The following is a 19,404-nucleotide window of genomic DNA, read 5'->3' on the forward strand; positions in this document are numbered from 1 at the left end:
GGTATGATATACGTATGTCATACCACTGTTATAAGGAGTAATGATGGCTATCAAGGAGAAGACCACAATCAGTCTGGATGCGCAGACCAAGCGTGACGGCATCGCCATACTTGACGCCATGGGGTTGAACCTGAGCACGTTTGCCGAAATGTCTCTCAGACAATTGGTACGCGACGGGCGTCTGCCATTCACGCCAAGCGTCCGCCCTTCATTCGAAAAAGACAACGAGGGATATCCCCTGTTCAAAGCGAACATGGATGATCCCCGCATCGTGACGCCCCAGATACGTGATGGTGCCGTGATCCTGCCGGAGGGTTGGGACGATGATGAAGACTGATCCGCGCCAGTTCGAGATATGGTGGGTGCCGTTCGCTTTTCCCGACAAGCCAGGCAAAGCGAAGAACCGTCCCAGCGTGATCCTCCAATGGGACGACGGCACCCGCATCGCCTTGGTGACCAAGGTCACCGGCAACACCTGGCGCGACGAACCGGGCTATGTGGTGCTGCGTGACTGGCAGGACGCGGGACTGAGCAAGCCCAGCGCCGTGCGATGCTCGCAACTGCTGCGGCTGCCAAGCAATCTTTTCCTCGATGACGGCCCGACAGGAAGACTTTCGGCATATGATGCCGGCCGCGTCGCCTGGGCGATCAACGAACTCTATCCGGGCCTACTAGCCTGAGAGCAACCGATACCGTCACCATCCCTGTCGAGGTGCTTGCCGCAGCACGGGTCACCGACGTCACTCTTGTCAAGTTTGGCGTGATGGGCTGTTGTCGCGGGCGAATCGTTCCCCGCTAACCGCTAATGCAGTCCGAAACAGCCGCTGCCTCCTGCCTCCCGATAAAAATGAATTCGTCAAATTCTTTCGGGCAGCGAATGCAGATACATGTATAGAGCATCTGTACTATTTTCAAGAATGCTCATTGTCTGCGGCAACGGTTCGGCATACACAGTTTTATAATCCACCTCATCGTACTCTTTCCGAATGGGGAAAGCCAAACGTTCATCGTCAACAGAAAAGTCTGCTTGTATACCCTCTTTATTCCCTCTTGCATCTACACGAATCCATCGGTCAATGGATCTCAGATAAATGGCATTCAAGGCATGGATGCAGTATCCGCTTTCAGGCGTACTGCCTAACGTAAGCCTTTGATAGCATATTCCGGCAGGAATGCCATTTGCTCTTAATAGGGCGGCCAATAAATTAGATTTTGCCCAACAAATACCGACGCCCTCTCTTAATGCGTCTGAGGCTGTTGCCGTGACTCTTTTGTCTTGGACATCCCATGAATGCTTGATTTCATCTCTAACAAAATAGTAGGCGGCTTTTGCCAGTTCGATTTCGCCTTCAGTGGAGTCTTTTAGTTCCTTGGCTTTTCTTTGCACACTCGGTTCATTCCAATCGATATAGTGCGAAAAGGCAAGGTAGCTACTGATATCATCTTGAATATCCAACATATAACACCTCCGAGAATCCCGATTCGTCGCTCTCTTACTTTTTACCCCGTTGCGAGGTTGGTTGTTTCAGCAAGTCCGACATAGCGGCTTCTCACCAAGCTATCTCATTTTCGTGCAGACCGATCTGCCACAACAACGACGACCAGATTGGCCAGCACCATGACAACAAGCGTGGCCACCAACGCAATCAATGCCTCCGATGCCATGTTATTGAAGCTCTTCTCCATGGCCCCGCCAATGATGATTTCAAGGGCGATGAGGAACAGGGCACATGCATCAACGAGGAATATCGGAGCGTACTGCTTGTGAATCCGATTCCATGTGTCTTCGGATGACATTGTTGCCGGCGTTTTGATGCCTACCGAATTCTGCAAAGGCAACGTTCCGTTCTTTGCATCACGATAGACCCCGACCAAAAACACGCCGACGACCACGGCCACAACTACTTCGACGATAAGCATGCGTCAAGGATATTTCTCTCCCCCCCCTAGACTAGTAATGGTTTGAATCCCGCCTGCCCACCGATGGCAGGTCGATTACGCGAGGTGACCATATGGCTCCAGTGGAGCGTCATATCGAGGAAGCGCTGTATCGCAGTGCCGTGGAACTGATCGAGCGAAGGTATCCGACAGGATGGGGAGGCGCGGCGGCGATGCGACTCGCCGGCAAAGACAACGGTAAACATGACGGAAGCAACGGCTCGGAGGCACTTATCGTCACGAGCGTGGCGATTGAGACACCCAATGCCGCCGCTTCGCTATGCATCGAGGTCGGAGCGATGTGCGAGGCGATGAAGCTTGATCGCCGTGTCACCCACACCATCTGCGTCGTACGCGATGACGAACACGCCCCGTTCACCGTGTTGTCTCCATGCGGCATCTGTCAGGAACGGCTGCGCTATTGGGGCGACGACGTGATGTGCGCCGTTTCAGACAACAATCAGGGAGAGCATCCGTTGTTCGTGCCGCTGCGCGACCTGCAGCCGCACCATTGAACTCAGATGTACCCACTCGCCGAATTGGAACACTACGAGCGATAAGCCGCCCTCGATTGAAATCCCTACCTCCCTAAGCTATGCAGTAGGCTCCGCCCGCAAGTCACACTGGTACAATTTTCAGGTTTGAGACTGTAGCAAGTTGAGTCGCTTTATCAGTAAGTCTGTATTTGGAGGTATCGATGGCCCATCGTCCGCTTATCGGCGTGGTCCCGTTGTGGGACGACAAATTGAATAGCCTGTGGATGCTGCCCGGCTATTTCGACGGCATCATCGAAGCCGGCGGTATCCCGGTGATGCTGCCGCTGACCGACGACGAGACCACAATCGGACAGTTGGTCGGCCAATGCGACGGATTCCTGGTCACCGGCGGCCACGACGTGGATCCGAAACGGTATGGCGAAACGGCCGGCCCCAAGACGGTCAAACTGTGCAAGGCCCGCGACCGGATGGAGGAGCGTCTGATTCCCTCCGTCATCGCGGCGGACAAGCCATTGCTGGGCATCTGCCGCGGCATCCAGAGCCTCAACGTCGCCTTGGGTGGCACGCTGTGGCAGGATCTGCCGGACGAACATCCCAGCCCGGTCGTGCATCATGGCGACAAGCCGCCGTATGACCCGGTGGTCCACGAAGTGTCGATCGCGCCCGATTCGCCGTTGGCCCGTGCGTTGTGGCCGCTGGGAGACAACGGCCCGAGTGAGGCGGAGGCCGATGAGGTCGATTCCTTCGGCAGGCCGTATCATCCGCGCGCCTATACGCTGGGCGTCAACAGCTATCACCATCAGGCGATTCGCACGCTGGGCCAGGGACTGGAACCGATGGCCACCGCGCCGGACGGCATCGTGGAGGCGGTCTGGATGCCGGCCAAACGTTTCGTCTGGGCCGTCCAATGGCATCCTGAGTTCTCCCACCGCGCCGATAGCAACCAACGTCGCATCCTCAGCGCCTTCATCGACGCCTGCTGACGCAAGCTCCCGCCAATCTCGACGAAACGCCTTCCAGGAAGCAGAACGGCGTGATTCCGTTCATCCAGTCTCCGGGAAAACGCCCGCGCCCCGGAACGCGAGAACCCCGCGTCCCTTGCGGGAGCGGGGTCCAAGCGGTATGTCCTTGATTCTGATATTTCAGATAAGGGGGCCCGAATCAGCGGGCGTAGAATTCGACCACGTACTGGATGTTGACCTGCACCGGGATCTCTTCGACCTCCGGCTTACGGGTCACAGTGGCCTTCAGGGACGGCAGGTTCACGTCGAGGTAGCCGGGGACCGCAGGCAGCACGTCACGGTGCACGCCTTCGGCGGCGATCTGGAACGGAACCATGGTCTGGCTCTTGGCCTTCACCTGAATGGTCTGGCCGGGCTTGACGCGGTAGGACGGGCGGTCCACGATGTTGCCGTCAACGAGGATGTGACGGTGCACCACGAACTGACGGGCCTGGGCGGTGGTGCGGGCGAAGCCGGCACGCAGCACCAGGTTGTCGAGACGGGTCTCGAGGTCGGTCAGCATGGCGTTACCGGTCTGGCCGGCAGTACGGGTGGCCTTCTCGTAAGCGGCGCGAAGCTGCTTCTCGGAGATGCCGTACTGAGCGCGCAGACGCTGCTTTTCGCGCATACGCACCGCGTAATCGGACTCGGTGCGGCGGCGGTCACGGCCGTGCTCGCCAGGAGCGTACGGACGCTTTTCGAAGATGCGCTGAGCCTTGGGGGTCAGTGCGATGCCGAGGGCGCGAGACAGACGCACCTGACGGCGAGAACGCTGAACGTTCGTCATTGGATTAATCCTTCTGTCGTTATCTGAACGGAACGCTTGCCTTGCATATGCCTGGCAAGCGCTGAGCCGGGCCTCCCCAGCGCTTCGTCGTGAACGAACACGAACGGGTTGGTTTTCTTGCGATCACCTACCGCCGACCCGCTGATGGGCTATGACTCCAGACGGTATCTACCTGCTGGCAGACACCAGCAGACCATATTACACCGAGGCTATGGACAGCACTCCGGCGTCCATGCGATACACCCGGTCTGCGTATTCGAGTGCATCGGGATCATGGGTGACCATGAGAATCGCCGTGCCGTTGTTGGCTTGGTCTCTGAGCAGACGCATTACGATGTCGGTGCTCTCCTGGTCAAGGTCGCCGGTCGGCTCGTCGGCGATGAGCAGGCTCGGCTGGTTCATCAGCGCGCGGGCGATGGAGACGCGCCGCATTTCACCGCCGGACAGCTCGCGCGGGTAGCTGTCTGCCAGATCGGCGACACCAAGCTGGGTGAGCAGCATGCGAGCTCGGGTGGCGAACAGGTCCGGACGGCTCGCAGCCGTGTTTGACGGCGTGTTTTCCCGGTCTGTGATTGGCGCAATGACATCCGGCATGAACAGGTCGGCGGCTGCTTCATCATTGGTGGCAGCGGCTTGTGCCACGGCATCGGTCGACGCAACAGCGTCCACCTGAGCAACGGCATCCGTTGCTTCTGCGTTTTGGGCGAACGGCAGCGGCTCCGGAAACATCGTTGCGGGCAGAATCACGTTGTCGAGCACGGTCAGGTTGCCGAGCAGGGTCTGGCTTTGGGTCACGAATCCGATGGTGCGATTCCTCAGCACGGACAGTGCTTTATCGCCCAAGTCGGCCACATTGCGTCCAGCCACGCTCACGGTTCCCGAGGTCGGGCGAATCAGCCCGGCGACCATGTTGATCAGCGTGCTTTTGCCGTTGCCCGACCGGCCGACGATGGCGATGAATTCGCCGGCATCGACGGTGAGGTTCACGTGGCTGACGGCGTCGAACGGCGTGCCGCGGCGGACGAACTGGCGGGTCAGGTCCGTCAAGGTCAACAGATGGTCCGGGGAGGGCGTCTCGGTTACGTGCGGCGAATCCGACGCAGTCGGCGCGTTCGGCTGAGCTGGCGTGGTCGGCGGGAGATTGGTCGGCCCAACCGTGGTCGGCTGAAGCGGCGTAGTTGTCTCAGTCATATCACTCCCCCTCTCGCAGGGTCAGGTAGGCTTCGGGCCGGCCGAGACGCCACATGGTGGCCAGCGAACCGATGATGCCGATGCTCGTAGAGCACACAACGGTCACGGCAATGAATCCGATCACCGCAACCGGGCTGGCTTGCAGATACGGCAATTGAAGCTGTTTGCCGATCAGCGAACTGAATGGGAAAATCACCAGGCTGGCCGCGCCGACGCCGATTACGCCACCGATCAGACCGATGATGGCGGATTCCTTCAGAATGATGGCATTCAACATGCCGCGCGTGGCGCCCATGATGCGCAGGGACGCGAATTCGCGTTTGCGTTCGTTCACCGACGAGGCGAATACGGCGAGCAGCACAATCACGCCCATTACCCAGATCACCGCCACGAAAATCTTGAGGTAGGTGACAAGCGCGGTCAGCGAAGTTCTGGTGTTGGCGGTGATGCCGCCGGGGTATACGTACCCCAAATCGGCGAACCGGGAGTCAAGACGCTTGATGTTCTCAGCCACGGTCTGCGCTTCGTAACCCCGCTGCGTCTTGATCATCACGGTGGAGACGGCTTCGCCTGCATATTCGGCGGGCATGACCTGCTTGGAGACCTTGGCCGAGGCGGCGACCATATCAGGCACGGTGTTTTGGCTGATGAACACCGAATTGTCGAGGCTGGTGCCGGTGTTGGCGAGCTGGGCGACGACCGGCCACTTATGGCCGTAGAGTTCGATGGTGCCGTCGGTGGACACGTTGACGTTTGCGCCGGCAATCATCTGACCGTCTTCAAGGGGGCCTTCGAACTGGGATGCGACCCATGGTTCGATGACGAAGTCAGTGTCCGGGTCGTAACCGATGATCTGCAGCTTTTCGGCACAGCAGGCGGCGGCCAGCGACGATATATAGGTCTGTTCGGTGGCCTGTGCGATGCCGTCGGCCTGCATGACCTCGTCGGCGATGTCTTTGGTGAAATAGAAAGTGCTGGGATTGCCGCTGGTGAGCAGCGCTTCAGCCTTCTGCGCGGTGTTTTGCGGCACGACCATAAGGTCGGCGCCCAGGCGCTTCTCCATACTGGTCATGCCGGTGTTGAGGTTCATGGTCAGCATGGTGCCGCCGAAGAACGTCAGCGCGAGGATGGTGACGACGGCGAGCAGTGCGCCGGTGCGGAACGGCTTGCGTTTGAGGTTTTCAATCGGAAGGCCGCGCAATGCGATATGGGATGGCACGATGAGTCCTTATGTTGCTTATAGTGCGGTTGCAATAAGCGAGACCGGAGTCCAGCGTTCGGAATGGCTGGGCTCCGGCCGTCTGCTCGATCAGTTGCGCTTGGCGGCGCGAGAGTCGAGCCAGATGGCGATGGCCGCGAACACGATGGTGAGCACGCCGAGCACGATGAGCGTGGGCAGCATAACCATGCGGCAGTGCATCATCGCGCCCTTGCAGATGCCGATCAGGAAGGTGGGTACGGCGAGTAGTAGCAGGGCGTTGGCTGCGGCGGCGATATTGAGGCCGATGCGAATCTGCGGGGCGACGAACAAAGCCACGACGCCAAACACGAGGATGACGACGCCGATGCCGGTGGCCGCCTGCTGCGAGTAGTGGCAGGCACCCGGCATGTCATGGCCGGTGCAGGCGTGCGCAAAGGTCTGGGGCGCGATGGTGATCAGCGCGCCGAACAGAATATTGGGCACGGATGCAAACAGCTTGTTCTTCATAACTACTTTTTCCTCTCCCCTGTTCCCAGGGCTCGTAGGCGCAACCTCCGCATTATGCCCAGATAGTGATGAAGAACACAAGTCTTGTTTTTTGTGAATTTATTTGGTATATAGCTCAGCCCCTCGTCAGAGGGGCCAATCTATCTACAACTTCTCAATAGGTGCTACGCGGAGCATGAGGCGTTTGACGCCGGCGGAGCCGAAGTCCACGGTGATTACCGAATTGCGACCCTTGTCTTGCGCGTCGGTGACCTTGCCGAGACCGTACTGATCATGGCTGATCATGTCGCCCACGGCGAAGTCGGCGATATTCAGGCCATTGTCCTTGGTGAGCTTCGAGCTGGGCACGGCAGAGCCGGTCGAACCGGATTTCGGTGTGGTGCGGCGCGTGGTGACCTTGCCGCCACGGGTACCGCCATATGAACCGGACGAAGAACCGGAACGGGAACGCGGCCCGTAAGACGACCCCGAACGGGAGCGAGACCCGTAGGAGGACGAGCCGGAGCGGGAATCATATGATGATGAACGGGAACCGTACGAAGAACCTGAACGGGAACCATACGACGAGGAGCCGGAACCCGAGCCATACGACGACCCATACCGCGACCGCGACCCATAGGACGAACCCGAACCGGACGAACCACGCGAGCCGAACGTCGACGACCCGCCAAACGTGGCACCGCCGAAATCGTCATCATCCCAGCCGCCCAAATCGTCGGCGAATCCATCGGTCTCCCAGTTGGCGCGCATACGCTCCACGCCGGCTTCACGGCGTTTCCAATCAATCAGCGAATCCGGAATCTCGTCGAGGAATTGGCTGGGCATCATATCGGCGGCCTGGCCCCACTGGGAGCGGACGGCGGCGCGCGTGACATACAGTCTCTGCTTGGCACGCGTGATGCCCACATAGGCGAGTCGGCGTTCCTCCTGCAGTTCAGTGGTGTCTTCCATCGAACGCGAATGCGGGAAGGTGCCCTGTTCCATGCCGGTCAGGAACACCACCGGGTATTCGAGGCCCTTGGCGGTGTGCAAGGTCATGAGCGTCACCTTGCCGGAGTCCTCCGCCTCACCGGGCAGCTGGTCGGAGTCGGCCACGAGCGCAGTGGTCTCCAGGAATGCGGACAACGTGGCGTCAGGCGTGTTCTGTTCGAATTCGGCTGCGGTGGACTGCAGCTGGGAGAGGTTCTCCAGACGGGAGGCGTCCTGCGGATCCACGGATTTCTCAAGTTCGGCCCTTAAGCCCGACTTCTCCAATACTTCGGCCACGATCTCGCTGGGCTTGGAGTCGTGCGCGTGCGTGAACTGCGAGAGCGCGCCCATCAGATCGCGGAATGCTCGTAGCGAGGTAGCGGTGCGGGTCGGCACCTCGATCTCATCCAAGTGCATGAGTGCGTAGAAGAAGCTGGTGCCATGCTCGCGCGCGTAGGCGAGCAGCACGCCTTCGGCGCGGTCGCCAAGCCCGCGCTTGGGCACGTTGAGAATACGACGTAGATTCACATCGTCGTCCGGATTGACGAGCGCCTGCAAATAGGCCAGCGCATCCTTGATTTCGCGACGTTCGTAGAACTTGGTGCCGCCGACGAGCTGATACGGCTGATTCGTGTTGATCAGCGCCTCTTCGAGCGAGCGAGATTGGGCGTTGGCGCGGTACATGATCGCCATGTCGGAGTAGGCGATGCCCTCTTCGGCGTGCAGGCGCGCGATTTCGGTGGCTACCCACTGGGCCTCCTGCTGGGCGTTGTCCGCCGCGTAGCCGACAATCGGCTCGCCCTTGCCGAGCGCGGTCCACAGTTTCTTGGGCTTGCGGCCCTCGTTGTTGCTGATCACCGCGTTGGCCGCATCCAGAATGGTCTGCGTCGAACGATAGTTCTGTTCGAGCATGATGGTCTTGGCGTTCGGGAAGTCCTGCTCGAAGTCCTGGATGTTGCGGATGTCGGCGCCACGGAACGCGTAGATGGACTGGTCGGAATCGCCCACCACGGTGATCCAGGCGGGGCCGGACTTGCCGGCGTTCGGCGCGCCCGGGATGGCCTTCTCCCCCGTGTCCACACCGGCCAGCTCGCGCACAAGCACGTACTGGGCGTGGTTGGTGTCCTGATACTCGTCGACGAGAATGTAACGGAAGCGGTGATGGTAGTACTCGGCGACGGCCGGGTCGGTGCGCAGCAACTCGACCGTGCGGCCGATCAGATCGTCGAAGTCGACGGCGTTGGCCAGGGCCAAGCGATGCTCGTATTCGGCGTAGATCACCGCATAGATGGCTTCAAGGTCGCCCACCGTGCCGAACTGGTAGCCGCGCTGGCCAGGCGTGAAGTCGGGCGCGTGAACGGCGAGGTTTTCCTTCCAACCGGTCAGATTGTTCTTGAGGTCGGAGATATGGCCGAGGATCGAGCGTGGAGTGTAGCGCTTGATGTCGAGGTTGAATTCGGTGGCGATGATTTTGACGAGTCGCTCGGAGTCGGCGGAATCATAAATGGAGAAGCCGGACTTGAGCCCGATGGACTTGCCGTCGCGCCTCAGAATGCGCACGCAGGCGGAATGGAAGGTGGAGACCCACATGCGCTGGGCCACCGGGCCGATCAGCGAACCGAGTCGTTCGCGCATTTCGGCGGCGGCCTTGTTGGTGAAGGTGATGGCCAGAATCTGGCTCGGCCATGCGCCGAACTGGCTCAAGATCCAGGCGATGCGGCGGGTCAGCACGCGGGTTTTGCCGGAGCCGGCACCGGCGCCGATCAGCAGCGCCTGACCGCGATATTGCACGGCTTCCGCCTGCTGCGGGTTCAGATCGCCTACAAGTTCCTGCGCGCTGCGTGCAATGACTTCCGGCTCGTCGTACACTGTTGCCTCCCTTTGAATCGCGACATTCATGTTTACCACATGCACGGGTCAGCGTAGGACAACGTACACTTACGAGTATCCATATCACTCACTGACATACAGCAATGGGAGGTCTAATGCAGGAACTTGAGGAGCGAATCCAAAGCGAGGGAACGGTGAAGGAGGGTGATGTGCTCAAGGTGGACGCGTTTCTGAACCACCAGTGCGACGTGCGTCTGTTCGACCGCATGGGTTCGGCATGGGCCGCTCATTTCGCCGGCAAGCACATCACCAAGATTCTGACCATCGAGGCGTCCGGCATCGGCATTGCGTGTGTGGCGGCCCAGCATTTCGGCAATGTGCCGGTGGTGTTCGCCAAGAAGGCGCAGTCCATCAACCTTGACGGCGACCAGTACACCACCACGGTCTATTCCTTCACCAAGCAGAAGGAGTTCCCGGTGATCGTGGCCAAGAAGTATCTGAACGCCGGCGACCATGTGCTGCTTATTGACGATTTTCTGGCCAACGGCAAGGCGTTGCGCGGTCTGATTAACCTGTGCGAGGCGGCCGGTGCCACGGTCGAGGGCATTGGCATCGCCGTGGAGAAGGGCTTCCAGGGCGGCGGTGACACGCTGCGCGCTGAAGGCTACGATGTGGATTCGCTGGCCATCGTCGAGTCCATGAATCCCGAGACCGGCGAAATCACATTTAGGCACTAAGCACATTGCCTGCTCCCGCCGGCGGGAGCAACAGAGAGAAGAAGAGAATCATGTCAGAGAAGAAAACCAAGAATTCCGTATCCTTTGAGGCGCTGTCTTCGCTGGACGCGCCAGTATCCTTCTGGAAGGGCATTCCGTTCGGCCTGCAGCATGTGATGGCCATGTTCGTGGCGAACCTCGCCCCGATCTTCATCGTCGCCTCGGCCGCGAAAATGACCCCGGCCCAATCGGCCACCATCATCCAGGCCGGCCTTCTGGTTGCGGGCCTAGGCACCTGCCTGCAACTGTACGGCGCGTGGCTCATCGGCTCGCGTCTGCCGATGGTCACCGGCATCTCCTTCACCTACGTGGCGGCCGCCGTGGCGATCTGCGCGGACAAGGGCTATGGCGCAGTGGTCGGCGCGGTAATGGTCGGCGGTCTGCTGGAACTCGTGCTGGGTTTGACGGCCAAGTATTGGCGTCGGTTCGTGCCGCCCATCGTCTCCGCCATCGTGGTCACGTCGATCGGCTTCTCGCTGCTCAACGTGGGTGCCACGAGCTTCGGCGGCGGCAGCGGAGCCAAGGACTTCGGTTCCTGGCAAAACCTAACGCTCGGGCTTATATCTTTGGTCGCCTGCCTGGCGTTCCAGCTGTTGATGAAGGGCACGGCCAAGCAGCTGTCCGTGCTGTTCGGCCTGGTAGTCGGCTATGTGGCGGCCATCTGCATGGGCAAGGTCGATTTCTCCGGTTTCCAGAACCTCGCCATCGTGTCCGTGCCGCAGTTCATGCCGTTCAAGCCTGAGTTCGACTGGGGTTCGATCATCTCCATCGGCCTGCTCTACGTCGTCTCCTCGGTCGAGGTGCTGGGTGACACCGCCGCGCTGACCAAGGTGGGCCTGAACCGTACTCCCACCGAACGCGAGACCGCGGGCGCCATCGCCGGCGACGGCCTGATCTCCACCGTATCCGGCCTGTTCGGATGCCTGCCGCTGACCTCGTTCGCGCAGAACATCGGATTGGTGGCCATGACCAAGGTCGTCAACCGCAAGGTGATTCTCTCCGGCGGACTGATTCTGGTGCTGGCGAGCTTCGTGCCGGCCATCGCCGAGGTGTTCAACTCGCTGCCACAGGCGGTGCTCGGCGGCTGCACGATCATGATGTTCGGCAACATCATTCTTTCGGGCTTCCAGATGATCGCCGAAGCGGGCTTCACGCAGCGCAACATCACGCTTGCGGCGCTTTCGCTGACCATCGGCATCGGCTTCACCCAGGTGAGCGACATCTTCGCGCAGTTCCCGACACTGTTCCAACAAATCTTCGCCTCGAACTGCATCGCCGTGGCGTTCGTGGTGGCCGTGATCCTGAACGCCGTGCTGCCCAGCGAGGAGCACTTCCTCTCCGCGCCCAAGGAGGCACCGGCCGCGGACGCCGAGTGATAACAACGCGACATATCAGCTGCGCATAATCACATGATGATGCCCTATCGTCTTGCAGGATGATAGGGCATCATTGATTTTGAGAGAGACTACAAGTTGAACCATGAGTTCGAGCCGGTGGCGTGTCGATCAATCGACATCTTCCCATTCGAGGATGTCTCCGGGTTGACAGTCGAGCGCCTTGCAGATGGCGTCCAACGTGGTGAAGCGGACGGCTTTGGCACGTCCGTTCTTCAGAATGGACACGTTGGCGGGCGTGATGCCAATTTGTTCGGCGAGCTCGCCGACGCCAATCTTGCGTTTGGCCATCATGACGTCGAGATTGATGCGAATCGTCATCTCAAATCACCTGCTCGAGTTCGCTCCCGAGCCGGACAAGGAGAACAGTTTCCATACGGCCACGAACGCCGCTTCGATGCAGAGCAGGAACAGCACGCCCATAATGAGATATGGCCAGTGCATCGACGTCTGGCTCGGGCAGAGGCCAGCCAGCGCGCCGCTCATCGCCGTTCTGGAGCTGTCGCTACTCGGCCATCAGCCCCTCGAAACGGAAGTGGATGTCTCGGAACGAGCAAATCAGCCCCTTGAAACGCAAATAGACGATTGCGAATCGGCTTATCAGCCGCGTCAACCTTGCAATACAGATGTCGGCGTATCATTCCCCGGTCTGATTGCGCGGATGTCATGAAGCGTGAAGAATTGTCACGAAGTCGCGTGATGGCGCAGCCGCCGTTCAGGTGGATATGCCACGCTGTCATGATGACGGCCGAGCCGGAACACGGCAAATCCCGCATGCTGCATAGGCCAGCCGGTCACGGTCAGCCATGACACCGAAATATTGGAGGCGCAATGGGACAACAGGTGCGGTACGGCAGACGCCGCTCCCATGGCGCGGGCGCGCTGATTGCAGCCGTCATACTTGTTGTTGCGGTGCTGATCGCGGCATGGACGCTGCTGCCACGGCTATTCACGCCTCACGAGACCGCGCGCACGGCCGAGGAAGCATATTGCGCGGCGGTGTCGCCCGACGGAGCCCGCCGCACCTTGACGCCTGATCAGGCGCAGAACGCGGCGCTGATTGCGAACATCGCCGTCACGCGCGGACTGCCGGATCACGCGGCGACGGTGGCCATCGCCACGGCCATGCAGGAGTCGAGGCTGACGAATCTGGACTACGGCGACTTGGATTCGCTCGGCCTGTTCCAACAGCGGCCCAGCCAAGGCTGGGGCACGGCGGAGCAGGTGTCCGACATGACCTATGCGACAAACATCTTCTACGACCATCTGCTGCAGGTGCCGGATTGGGAGACGATTCCGGTGGAGGACGCCGCGCAGGAGGTGCAGCGCTCAGGCTACCCGGAACTATATGCCACATGGGATGCGATGGCACGCGCCTGGGCCTCGGGGCTGACCGGTGAACGGTCGGCGGACGTCACGTGCGCGTTGGAGCCAGCAATCTCCTCGGACGCGGACGGGTTGGTTGCCAACATAGGCGGTACACTGCCGAATGTCAATGTCTCGGTTGCGCCCCCAAATGGCAAAACCGGCACGAACAACGGCGCTGCGACCAATACGGCCAGCACAACGTTGACGATCACGCTGCCGGACGGCCTGTCCGCCGACAACCGCACTCGACTTTGCTGGCAGACGGCAGGCTGGCTGGTCACGCAGGCGCATCAATACGGCATTGACGCACTGCACGCGGACGGCATGGATTGGAACCGCAGAGCCGGCACATGGACCGGCACCGAAACCGCCGAGCAGACCGTCACCGTCACGCTTGCGTGATGTGACCTATACCGCCGTTGCGACCACAAATCCGACTGGCTGGAGCCTACGCCGTCGATGCTGCCTGAGGCACGACACGGATATGTTTTTTACTCGTTCGAATGAGCCCAATCCACGACGGCTTCGATGTTATTGCCATCCGGGTCCAGCACGAATGCGGAGTAATAGCCGGGATGGTACGGGCGCGGACCGGGAGCGCCGTTGTCTCGGCCGCCGGCGGCGAGCGCGGCTGCATGGAACGCCTGCACGGCTTGCTGGCTGTCAGCCAGGAACGCGATGTGTGTGACCGGCGTGACCGGCGAAGCCTCCGCCTCCGGCCCGTCAATCGGTGACACGTAGAAATCGGAGTGCAGGGTTCCATCATCCACGCCGAATCCGAGCGTGGGCTCATGATGCGCCTTGACGATATAGCCGAGCGGTGCGAGCGCCTGTTTGTAGAATGTGATGCTACGGTCGATGTCTTTCACGTGCAACGTCAGATGGTCCAGCATAGTCTTGGTCGCCCTCCCCTGGTTCTTGTATTCGATTGCTGCTTGCAGTGTAAGCCCGAACGTTTCCCCACAGGGCCGCGCATGGCTATGATGAGAGCAATCGCACGTCGAGTTCGAGACAATATTCAAAACGAATCCAAGGCAATAGGGGGAATGACGATGACCAAGGCACTGATTGTGGTGGATGTGCAGCCGACGTTCTGTGAAGGCGGCGAACTGGGAGTCGAAGGCGGCAACGCGGTCGCCGAGCGGATCGCCGATTATGTGAACGCGCATCGCAGCGAGTACGCGTATATCGCAACCACGCAGGACTGGCATATCGAGCCGGGCGCGCACTGGTCGGCGGAACCGGATTTCGTGGACACGTGGCCGAAGCATGGTGCGGCCGGCACGCCGAACGCCGAATTGCATACGGCGATCAAGGCGCTGAATATCCAGCATCATTTCAAGAAGGGCCAGTATTCGGCGGCATATTCCGGTTTTGAGGGCATCGAGGACAATACCGACCGTATCCAGACCCGCGAGGAGGTCACGGCCGAGCAATCCGCCGGCAAGACGCTGGCCAATGCGCTGAAGGCCGCCGGCGTGAGTCGCGTGGATGTGGTGGGCATCGCCGAATCGCATTGCGTCAAGGACACCGCGCTCGATGCCGGGAAGCTTGGTTTCGAGGTCACCGTGTTCGAGGGCCTGACCGTACCGGTCAGCGAGGAGCTCGGTGTCGCTGCCCGCAAACAGATGACGGCGGCCAGCATCACATTGGCCGAGTCCCGCTGATCAGGCCGGATATACCCAGAGCGAACGCACGAACACTTCCGTATATTCAAGCCCGACACTGCCGCATAGTCGCCTAGTCGATATGTGAAGAAGGCTTTTATGGTTACGATGCTGCTGACTTCGATATTCCGCAACGCCTCGTCCGCCGTGCATGAAGTCGAACCGCATCCGCAAGGCAAGCGGGTCGCGTTCATCCCGACGGCGAGCGCCGTGGAACCGTGGGGGCCAGTTCACTCGGCGTTGAGCAAACGCGCGCTGCAACGCCTCGGTTTCGAGGTGGAGCAACTGGATGTGGAAGATGTGCCGAGCGGGTCCGCCGAACGCGTCACGCGTAGCATCGCCGAGGCCGACTACATCTATGTGGGCGGCGGCAACACGTTCTTCCTCCTGCAGGAGTTGCGCCGCACCGGCGCCGACCGGGCCATCATCGAGCAGGTGCGCGCCGGCATGCCGTACATCGGCGAGTCCGCGGGCTCGGTCATCACGGCACCTGACATCGGCTATATCAAGCTCATGGACCGCACGGACAAAGCCCCCGATCTCACCGATTACGCAGGATTGGGCTTGGCTGATTTCTGCGTGGTCCCCCACCATCATGCAGCGGCCATGGGCCACGCCGCACAACGCATTCTCGACCGGTATGGCGCCGATCTCAGTCTCAAGCCCCTCACCAACCGGCAGGCCCTGCTCGTCAAGGATGGCAAAACCCGGTTGCTGCGATGATGCGGGTCGTCGGCCCGTCGCCCATTCGGCATCGCCGTGGTGTGTCCGGCCTGACATGCCTATCGAGCGGCATCAATCACACAGCAATGTGGTTGGGAACCTCGCCGAACGTCAACACCTGCGTACATCAGCACGGCAAAATCTGCCGAAAGACGCCCGGCGCACGAGATGCCAGCCGGCCCCATCCGTCACCTCAGTGCCGTACCGGGCCAGGCATGGCCTTGAGCAACGGGATGAATCCGGCGCACAGTACCAGGGCCACGACGGCGAGTATCTGCCAGTGGGCGGAGCCGAGCCAGCCGCCCCACGTGCCGACGGCACCGCCGATCGCATACGCGAACCTGGCACGGCCGCTGAATTTGGCCAGGTCACCACCGCTCAGCAGCAGTTGTCGCGATACGATCACGCCATGCGCCAGCAGGCCATAGCCGAGGTTGTTGATGAGCCATCCGACGCACACCGCGGCAAACTCGGGAACCAGTACGGCGGCAAGGGAAATCGCCGTGGCGATTGCCCCGATGGCGGACACGGCGCGCATGCCGAGTTTTGCGGAGAGCCGCATGTAGACAAACGATCCGATGATGCTGCCCACGCCGCCGAATGCGTAGACCACGGTCAGCATATCGCTGCCGTACCGGGAGCCGATGCCCAGTAACGCATAGCTTGCCCACAGCGACGGAATCAGCGCAAGCAGCAGCGATGCGACCAGCAGTCTGACCCGGGTCAAGCGGGTGACCGGAGTGCGCTGCGGCGCGTGTGACGTGTCGGCCGCCGTGGATTCGTCGGCGGAGCCGTCGCCGTCACCGCCGCCCGCACCATCGTTGCCGAATCCCGGCATGAACTCGCGGGTGCGGAATCGCGTCAGCGCGCAGGCAAATGACAGTGCCGACGAGGTGAGCAGCATGGCCATGATGGAGGCGTTGGCCAAGGCCGATCCGGCAACCTGGCCCAGCAACGTACCGGCCACGCTGGCAATCACGGCGACGTAGCCGCTGTACTTGACGAGCATGTCATCGTCGTCGCCGGCCGCATCCACCTCGAACACTTCGGAGGCCACGTCGATGACCTGCCCGGTCATCAGCAGCAGGCATGACAGGGCCAGCAGCAGCCACTTCCAATACGTCCAACCGTTGGGCACCAGCGCGACCGCCAGGCACAGTACGCCTTCCACGCCCTCCGTGGTCGCAAGCGAACGGAACGAGCCGAACCGCTGCACGATCCATGCGGATATCGGAGAAGCGAAGTCGATGACCAGATTGAACGTCTTGCGGAACGCGATCACCCATGCCGGCAGTCCGACGATCAGAATCGAAGGAATCACCGACCCCTCGAAAATCGCGTTGGACAGCATCGAAAACGTCATACCCACCAACGCCCATCGCAACGCCCTGCTCAATACCGATAATCCTCGCATACCTTAGTTCCTTGTCCTTGCCAGTGTAACGGAATTATGACTTCTCAATCGTCCCCCCGCTGTCTAAATGAAAGTGCAACACCCTTTCACTGGTTATCTGGACAATCTCCAATCTAAAGGGTGTTGCACTTTCATTTAGACAGCGCCCCCCATATCCGCATGTCACTGCTGCCATCATAATGAGCCAGTAGACGCCTTTAAGCGTTCTGACAACCATGGAATCGAAAATCGCTATGCACATCATAGAACAGCACTGCCAAGGCAAGAGGTCTGACCAGTCGCTCAATGAGAACGGGCTGATCATCACCGATGGTTTCGCGGCAGTGGTGGATGGAGCGACCAGCAAAAGCGTGCACCACCCTGCCGGCCTTGTTCTTGGCCGCGTCCAGCACCGGCGCGAGGCCGGCGGCCCATTCGCGCACCGAACGGCCGGCGAGCATGTCGTTGCCGCCCACGCACACGATCAGCACATCCGGCCGGTCGTTGATATCGCCGATCATCCGGTAGCGCACGCGCCGGGCGGTCGCGCCGAGCTTGCCGACCGTACGCCAGGCCACCGGCCGACCGGTACGCTTGCGACGCGCGCGGCAAGCAGCGGCATAATGCCTTTCGACTGGTCGTCCACGCCACATCCGGCCACCAATGAATCGCCGACCATGACGGCACGAATCGGCTTCACGCCGTTCGCGCCTTTCCAATCGGGGCCGATCGGCGCCTCGATATCCACCCCGCGACCCTTGGCATCGAACAAACCGAACCGCTTGCCCTTCGGCTCGGACGCCAACTTCCCCGGCCCTTGGCCCACATACTCTCAATCGGAGCAACGGCAGCATCAATCACACGCAAGATTCCCACGGCCCCCAACATAGTCCGCCCTCCTCGACCTCGTTAGCGGCCAGTATCAACCCATATTCAAAAACTCGATAACCATCGTCAATTCGCATAATTTGAACGTTTTAGGTGTTTTGGTCGCTTTGGACGTTTTATACTGTGATAGATAAAAAGGAGGTCACCATGGCAGAATCCGACAAACTCACCATTCCACGAACAATCCTTCCATCCATCAACATTGACGACATGACGACATTGGAGGCATTCACCGCACGATTTCTTGATGAGCAGATCTTCATCAAAGATGCCAGCGGCGTGGAGACTCCCCTACCTTCGCAGCTTTGCGACGCCGTTAGGCAGACGGCCATCCTTCTCGCCGAAGGCAAAAGTGTAATGATCAGTGCCACCGAACAAGATCTGACTACCGAACAGGCGGCGGCAATGCTCGGCATTTCGCGGCAAACACTGATAAGACTGCTTGATAAAGGACTTATTCCTTTTTCACGTCCGTCCAATCACCGTCGCATCCGGCTGGAAGACCTGCTTGAATACAAGCGAGCCTCGAAACACACCAAGGATTGCGCCCTGAGCCAAATGATCGGCGTCGGGGAAGACGCCGAATTGTACGACCTGCCCGAGCCGACCCCGCAGGAAGCCATGCATGCGGTATCGGAGGTAAGGAGAGTACGGGCCGATGCTGTCGGTGTTTCTTGATGCCAATGTCATCTATTCCATCACCTTGACCGATGTTCTGCTCACCTTGGCCGAGCATGACCTTTTTCTTCCCCTGTGGTCGCCTAACGTATTACAAGAAGCACAGGAAGCCGCCTCCCGAACACTGCCTGACGCCGCACAACAAGCCTTCCGAAAAAGACTGATAATGATGGACCAGGCATTCCCCGAATCCTCCATACATGTTGAGGAATCGGAATGGAGCCAATTCGATCTGCCTGACCCGGATGATCGTCACGTACTTGCGGCTGCGGCACAGGGAAAAGCAGACGCACTGGCCACGCGCAATATCAAGGATTTTCCCCAGAAACTGCTTGACTCTTTCTCCATTCAGGTCATCACGCCAGATGATTTGCTCTGTGTATTACTTAGACGAAATCCGGAAGCCACAGCTAGCGCCATACGTGAGCTTATCGATTCTCGACATCGGCCACCGATAAACATTCCCGACTTTGCTAAAAGACTTGAACGCTCTGGCGCAACACAGTTTGCAGCCGCTATTGCGCATATACGACAGCCTCTCGGCAATCATTCGTACTTTGACCAGTAACCCATGAATTCTGGATGAATTGGGGTGA

Annotated in this window: 23 protein-coding genes and 1 pseudogene; 11 read left to right on the top strand and 13 right to left on the bottom strand. The window is 59.9% G+C overall.

Features of this window, described 5'->3' with window-relative positions:
- Positions 1 to 40 precede the first annotated feature (40 nt).
- Positions 41 to 337 (top strand): type II toxin-antitoxin system RelB/DinJ family antitoxin, encoded by a 297-nt coding sequence (locus tag BLIJ_RS08330; RefSeq protein WP_003829235.1) that lies wholly within the window; start codon positions 41 to 43, stop codon positions 335 to 337.
- Complete coding sequence (locus tag BLIJ_RS08335) at positions 324 to 680, top strand: type II toxin-antitoxin system PemK/MazF family toxin (protein WP_014484977.1); 357 nt, start codon at positions 324 to 326, stop codon at positions 678 to 680. Before BLIJ_RS08330 ends, BLIJ_RS08335 begins: the two co-directional genes overlap by 14 nt.
- A gap of 176 nt (positions 681 to 856) precedes the next feature.
- Here the strand turns inward: BLIJ_RS08335 and BLIJ_RS08340 are convergent, their stop codons facing one another.
- Together BLIJ_RS08340 and BLIJ_RS08345 are read right to left on the bottom strand one after the other, a co-directional pair.
- Positions 857 to 1,459 (bottom strand): transglutaminase-like domain-containing protein, encoded by a 603-nt coding sequence (locus BLIJ_RS08340; RefSeq protein ID WP_012577923.1) that lies wholly within the window; start codon positions 1,457 to 1,459, stop codon positions 857 to 859.
- A gap of 104 nt (positions 1,460 to 1,563) precedes the next feature.
- Positions 1,564 to 1,920 (bottom strand): SdpI family protein, encoded by a 357-nt coding sequence (locus BLIJ_RS08345; protein WP_012577924.1) that lies wholly within the window; start codon positions 1,918 to 1,920, stop codon positions 1,564 to 1,566.
- Positions 1,921 to 2,012: 92 nt separating this feature from the next.
- On the opposite strand from BLIJ_RS08345, the gene BLIJ_RS08350 reads away from it, so the two are divergent.
- Positions 2,013 to 2,453 (top strand): cytidine deaminase, encoded by a 441-nt coding sequence (locus BLIJ_RS08350; RefSeq protein WP_012577925.1) that lies wholly within the window; start codon positions 2,013 to 2,015, stop codon positions 2,451 to 2,453.
- Between the two features lie 182 nt (positions 2,454 to 2,635).
- A complete protein-coding gene (locus BLIJ_RS08355) occupies positions 2,636 to 3,418 on the top strand; it encodes a gamma-glutamyl-gamma-aminobutyrate hydrolase family protein (protein WP_012577926.1) in 783 nt (260 codons plus the stop codon).
- Between the two features lie 178 nt (positions 3,419 to 3,596).
- On the opposite strand, the gene rpsD is transcribed toward BLIJ_RS08355, so the two are convergent.
- The 5 genes from rpsD to BLIJ_RS08380 all read right to left on the bottom strand — a co-directional run bounded on the left by rpsD (position 3,597) and on the right by BLIJ_RS08380 (position 9,960).
- Positions 3,597 to 4,223: a 30S ribosomal protein S4 gene (gene rpsD, locus BLIJ_RS08360; protein ID WP_007052130.1), complete on the bottom strand. Its 627-nt coding sequence runs from the start codon at positions 4,221 to 4,223 to the stop codon at positions 3,597 to 3,599.
- A gap of 198 nt (positions 4,224 to 4,421) precedes the next feature.
- Positions 4,422 to 5,414: an ABC transporter ATP-binding protein gene (locus tag BLIJ_RS08365; RefSeq protein WP_012577927.1), complete on the bottom strand. Its 993-nt coding sequence runs from the start codon at positions 5,412 to 5,414 to the stop codon at positions 4,422 to 4,424.
- Between the two features lies 1 nt (position 5,415).
- Positions 5,416 to 6,633 carry an ABC transporter permease gene (locus BLIJ_RS08370; RefSeq protein WP_012577928.1) on the bottom strand — a complete coding sequence of 406 codons (1,218 nt, stop codon included), beginning with the start codon at positions 6,631 to 6,633 and terminating at the stop codon, positions 5,416 to 5,418.
- 90 nt (positions 6,634 to 6,723) lie between these two features.
- Positions 6,724 to 7,122, bottom strand: coding sequence for a DUF4418 family protein (locus BLIJ_RS08375; RefSeq protein WP_012577929.1), 399 nt, complete (start codon positions 7,120 to 7,122; stop codon positions 6,724 to 6,726).
- A gap of 144 nt (positions 7,123 to 7,266) precedes the next feature.
- A complete protein-coding gene (locus BLIJ_RS08380) occupies positions 7,267 to 9,960 on the bottom strand; it encodes an ATP-dependent helicase (RefSeq protein ID WP_012577930.1) in 2,694 nt (897 codons plus the stop codon).
- A 116-nt stretch (positions 9,961 to 10,076) separates the two neighbouring features.
- Here BLIJ_RS08380 and BLIJ_RS08385 point away from each other — a divergent pair, with 116 nt between their 5' ends.
- Both BLIJ_RS08385 and BLIJ_RS08390 read left to right on the top strand, forming a co-directional pair.
- Positions 10,077 to 10,658 (top strand): xanthine phosphoribosyltransferase, encoded by a 582-nt coding sequence (locus tag BLIJ_RS08385; protein ID WP_012577931.1) that lies wholly within the window; start codon positions 10,077 to 10,079, stop codon positions 10,656 to 10,658.
- A 50-nt stretch (positions 10,659 to 10,708) separates the two neighbouring features.
- Entirely contained in the window at positions 10,709 to 12,073 is a 1,365-nt protein-coding gene (locus tag BLIJ_RS08390) for a nucleobase:cation symporter-2 family protein (RefSeq protein ID WP_012577932.1), read from the top strand.
- A 129-nt stretch (positions 12,074 to 12,202) separates the two neighbouring features.
- Here the strand turns inward: BLIJ_RS08390 and BLIJ_RS08395 are convergent, their stop codons facing one another.
- Positions 12,203 to 12,412 (bottom strand): helix-turn-helix domain-containing protein, encoded by a 210-nt coding sequence (locus BLIJ_RS08395; protein WP_007053395.1) that lies wholly within the window; start codon positions 12,410 to 12,412, stop codon positions 12,203 to 12,205.
- 6 nt (positions 12,413 to 12,418) lie between these two features.
- Positions 12,419 to 12,577 (bottom strand): annotated as a pseudogene (locus tag BLIJ_RS14400) (DUF2975 domain-containing protein); the annotation flags it as partial.
- A 345-nt stretch (positions 12,578 to 12,922) separates the two neighbouring features.
- Between BLIJ_RS14400 and BLIJ_RS08405 the strand changes: the two are divergent.
- Entirely contained in the window at positions 12,923 to 13,861 is a 939-nt protein-coding gene (locus BLIJ_RS08405; protein WP_012577933.1) for a cobalt transporter, read from the top strand.
- A gap of 89 nt (positions 13,862 to 13,950) precedes the next feature.
- Here the strand turns inward: BLIJ_RS08405 and BLIJ_RS08410 are convergent, their stop codons facing one another.
- Positions 13,951 to 14,352, bottom strand: coding sequence for a VOC family protein (locus BLIJ_RS08410; RefSeq protein WP_012577934.1), 402 nt, complete (start codon positions 14,350 to 14,352; stop codon positions 13,951 to 13,953).
- 159 nt (positions 14,353 to 14,511) lie between these two features.
- On the opposite strand from BLIJ_RS08410, the gene BLIJ_RS08415 reads away from it, so the two are divergent.
- On the top strand, positions 14,512 to 15,126 hold the full coding sequence (locus BLIJ_RS08415) for an isochorismatase family protein (protein WP_041982029.1): 615 nt from the start codon (positions 14,512 to 14,514) through the stop codon (positions 15,124 to 15,126).
- A gap of 99 nt (positions 15,127 to 15,225) precedes the next feature.
- Positions 15,226 to 15,849, top strand: a complete 624-nt coding sequence (locus tag BLIJ_RS08420; protein ID WP_012577936.1) for a Type 1 glutamine amidotransferase-like domain-containing protein — start codon at positions 15,226 to 15,228, stop codon at positions 15,847 to 15,849.
- Between the two features lie 193 nt (positions 15,850 to 16,042).
- Here the strand turns inward: BLIJ_RS08420 and BLIJ_RS08425 are convergent, their stop codons facing one another.
- From BLIJ_RS08425 to BLIJ_RS15050, 3 genes are all read right to left on the bottom strand, one after another.
- Complete coding sequence (locus BLIJ_RS08425; RefSeq protein WP_014484980.1) at positions 16,043 to 17,263, bottom strand: MFS transporter; 1,221 nt, start codon at positions 17,261 to 17,263, stop codon at positions 16,043 to 16,045.
- Between the two features lie 197 nt (positions 17,264 to 17,460).
- Positions 17,461 to 17,820, bottom strand: coding sequence for an SGNH/GDSL hydrolase family protein (locus BLIJ_RS15045; RefSeq protein WP_231837823.1), 360 nt, complete (start codon positions 17,818 to 17,820; stop codon positions 17,461 to 17,463).
- On the bottom strand, positions 17,760 to 18,047 hold the full coding sequence (locus tag BLIJ_RS15050; RefSeq protein ID WP_014484982.1) for a hypothetical protein: 288 nt from the start codon (positions 18,045 to 18,047) through the stop codon (positions 17,760 to 17,762). The genes BLIJ_RS15045 and BLIJ_RS15050 overlap by 61 nt, the downstream gene beginning before the upstream one ends.
- 230 nt (positions 18,048 to 18,277) lie before the next feature.
- Between BLIJ_RS15050 and BLIJ_RS08440 the strand changes: the two genes are divergently transcribed.
- Both BLIJ_RS08440 and BLIJ_RS08445 read left to right on the top strand, forming a co-directional pair.
- Positions 18,278 to 18,808, top strand: a complete 531-nt coding sequence (locus BLIJ_RS08440; RefSeq protein ID WP_012577939.1) for a helix-turn-helix domain-containing protein — start codon at positions 18,278 to 18,280, stop codon at positions 18,806 to 18,808.
- Complete coding sequence (locus BLIJ_RS08445; protein ID WP_012577940.1) at positions 18,789 to 19,376, top strand: VapC50 family PIN domain-containing toxin; 588 nt, start codon at positions 18,789 to 18,791, stop codon at positions 19,374 to 19,376. The genes BLIJ_RS08440 and BLIJ_RS08445 overlap by 20 nt, the downstream gene beginning before the upstream one ends.
- Positions 19,377 to 19,404 lie beyond the last annotated feature (28 nt).

The sequence above is a fragment of the Bifidobacterium longum subsp. infantis ATCC 15697 = JCM 1222 = DSM 20088 genome, from assembly GCF_000269965.1.
In the GTDB taxonomy this organism is placed as follows: Bacteria; Actinomycetota; Actinomycetes; order Actinomycetales; family Bifidobacteriaceae; genus Bifidobacterium; species Bifidobacterium infantis.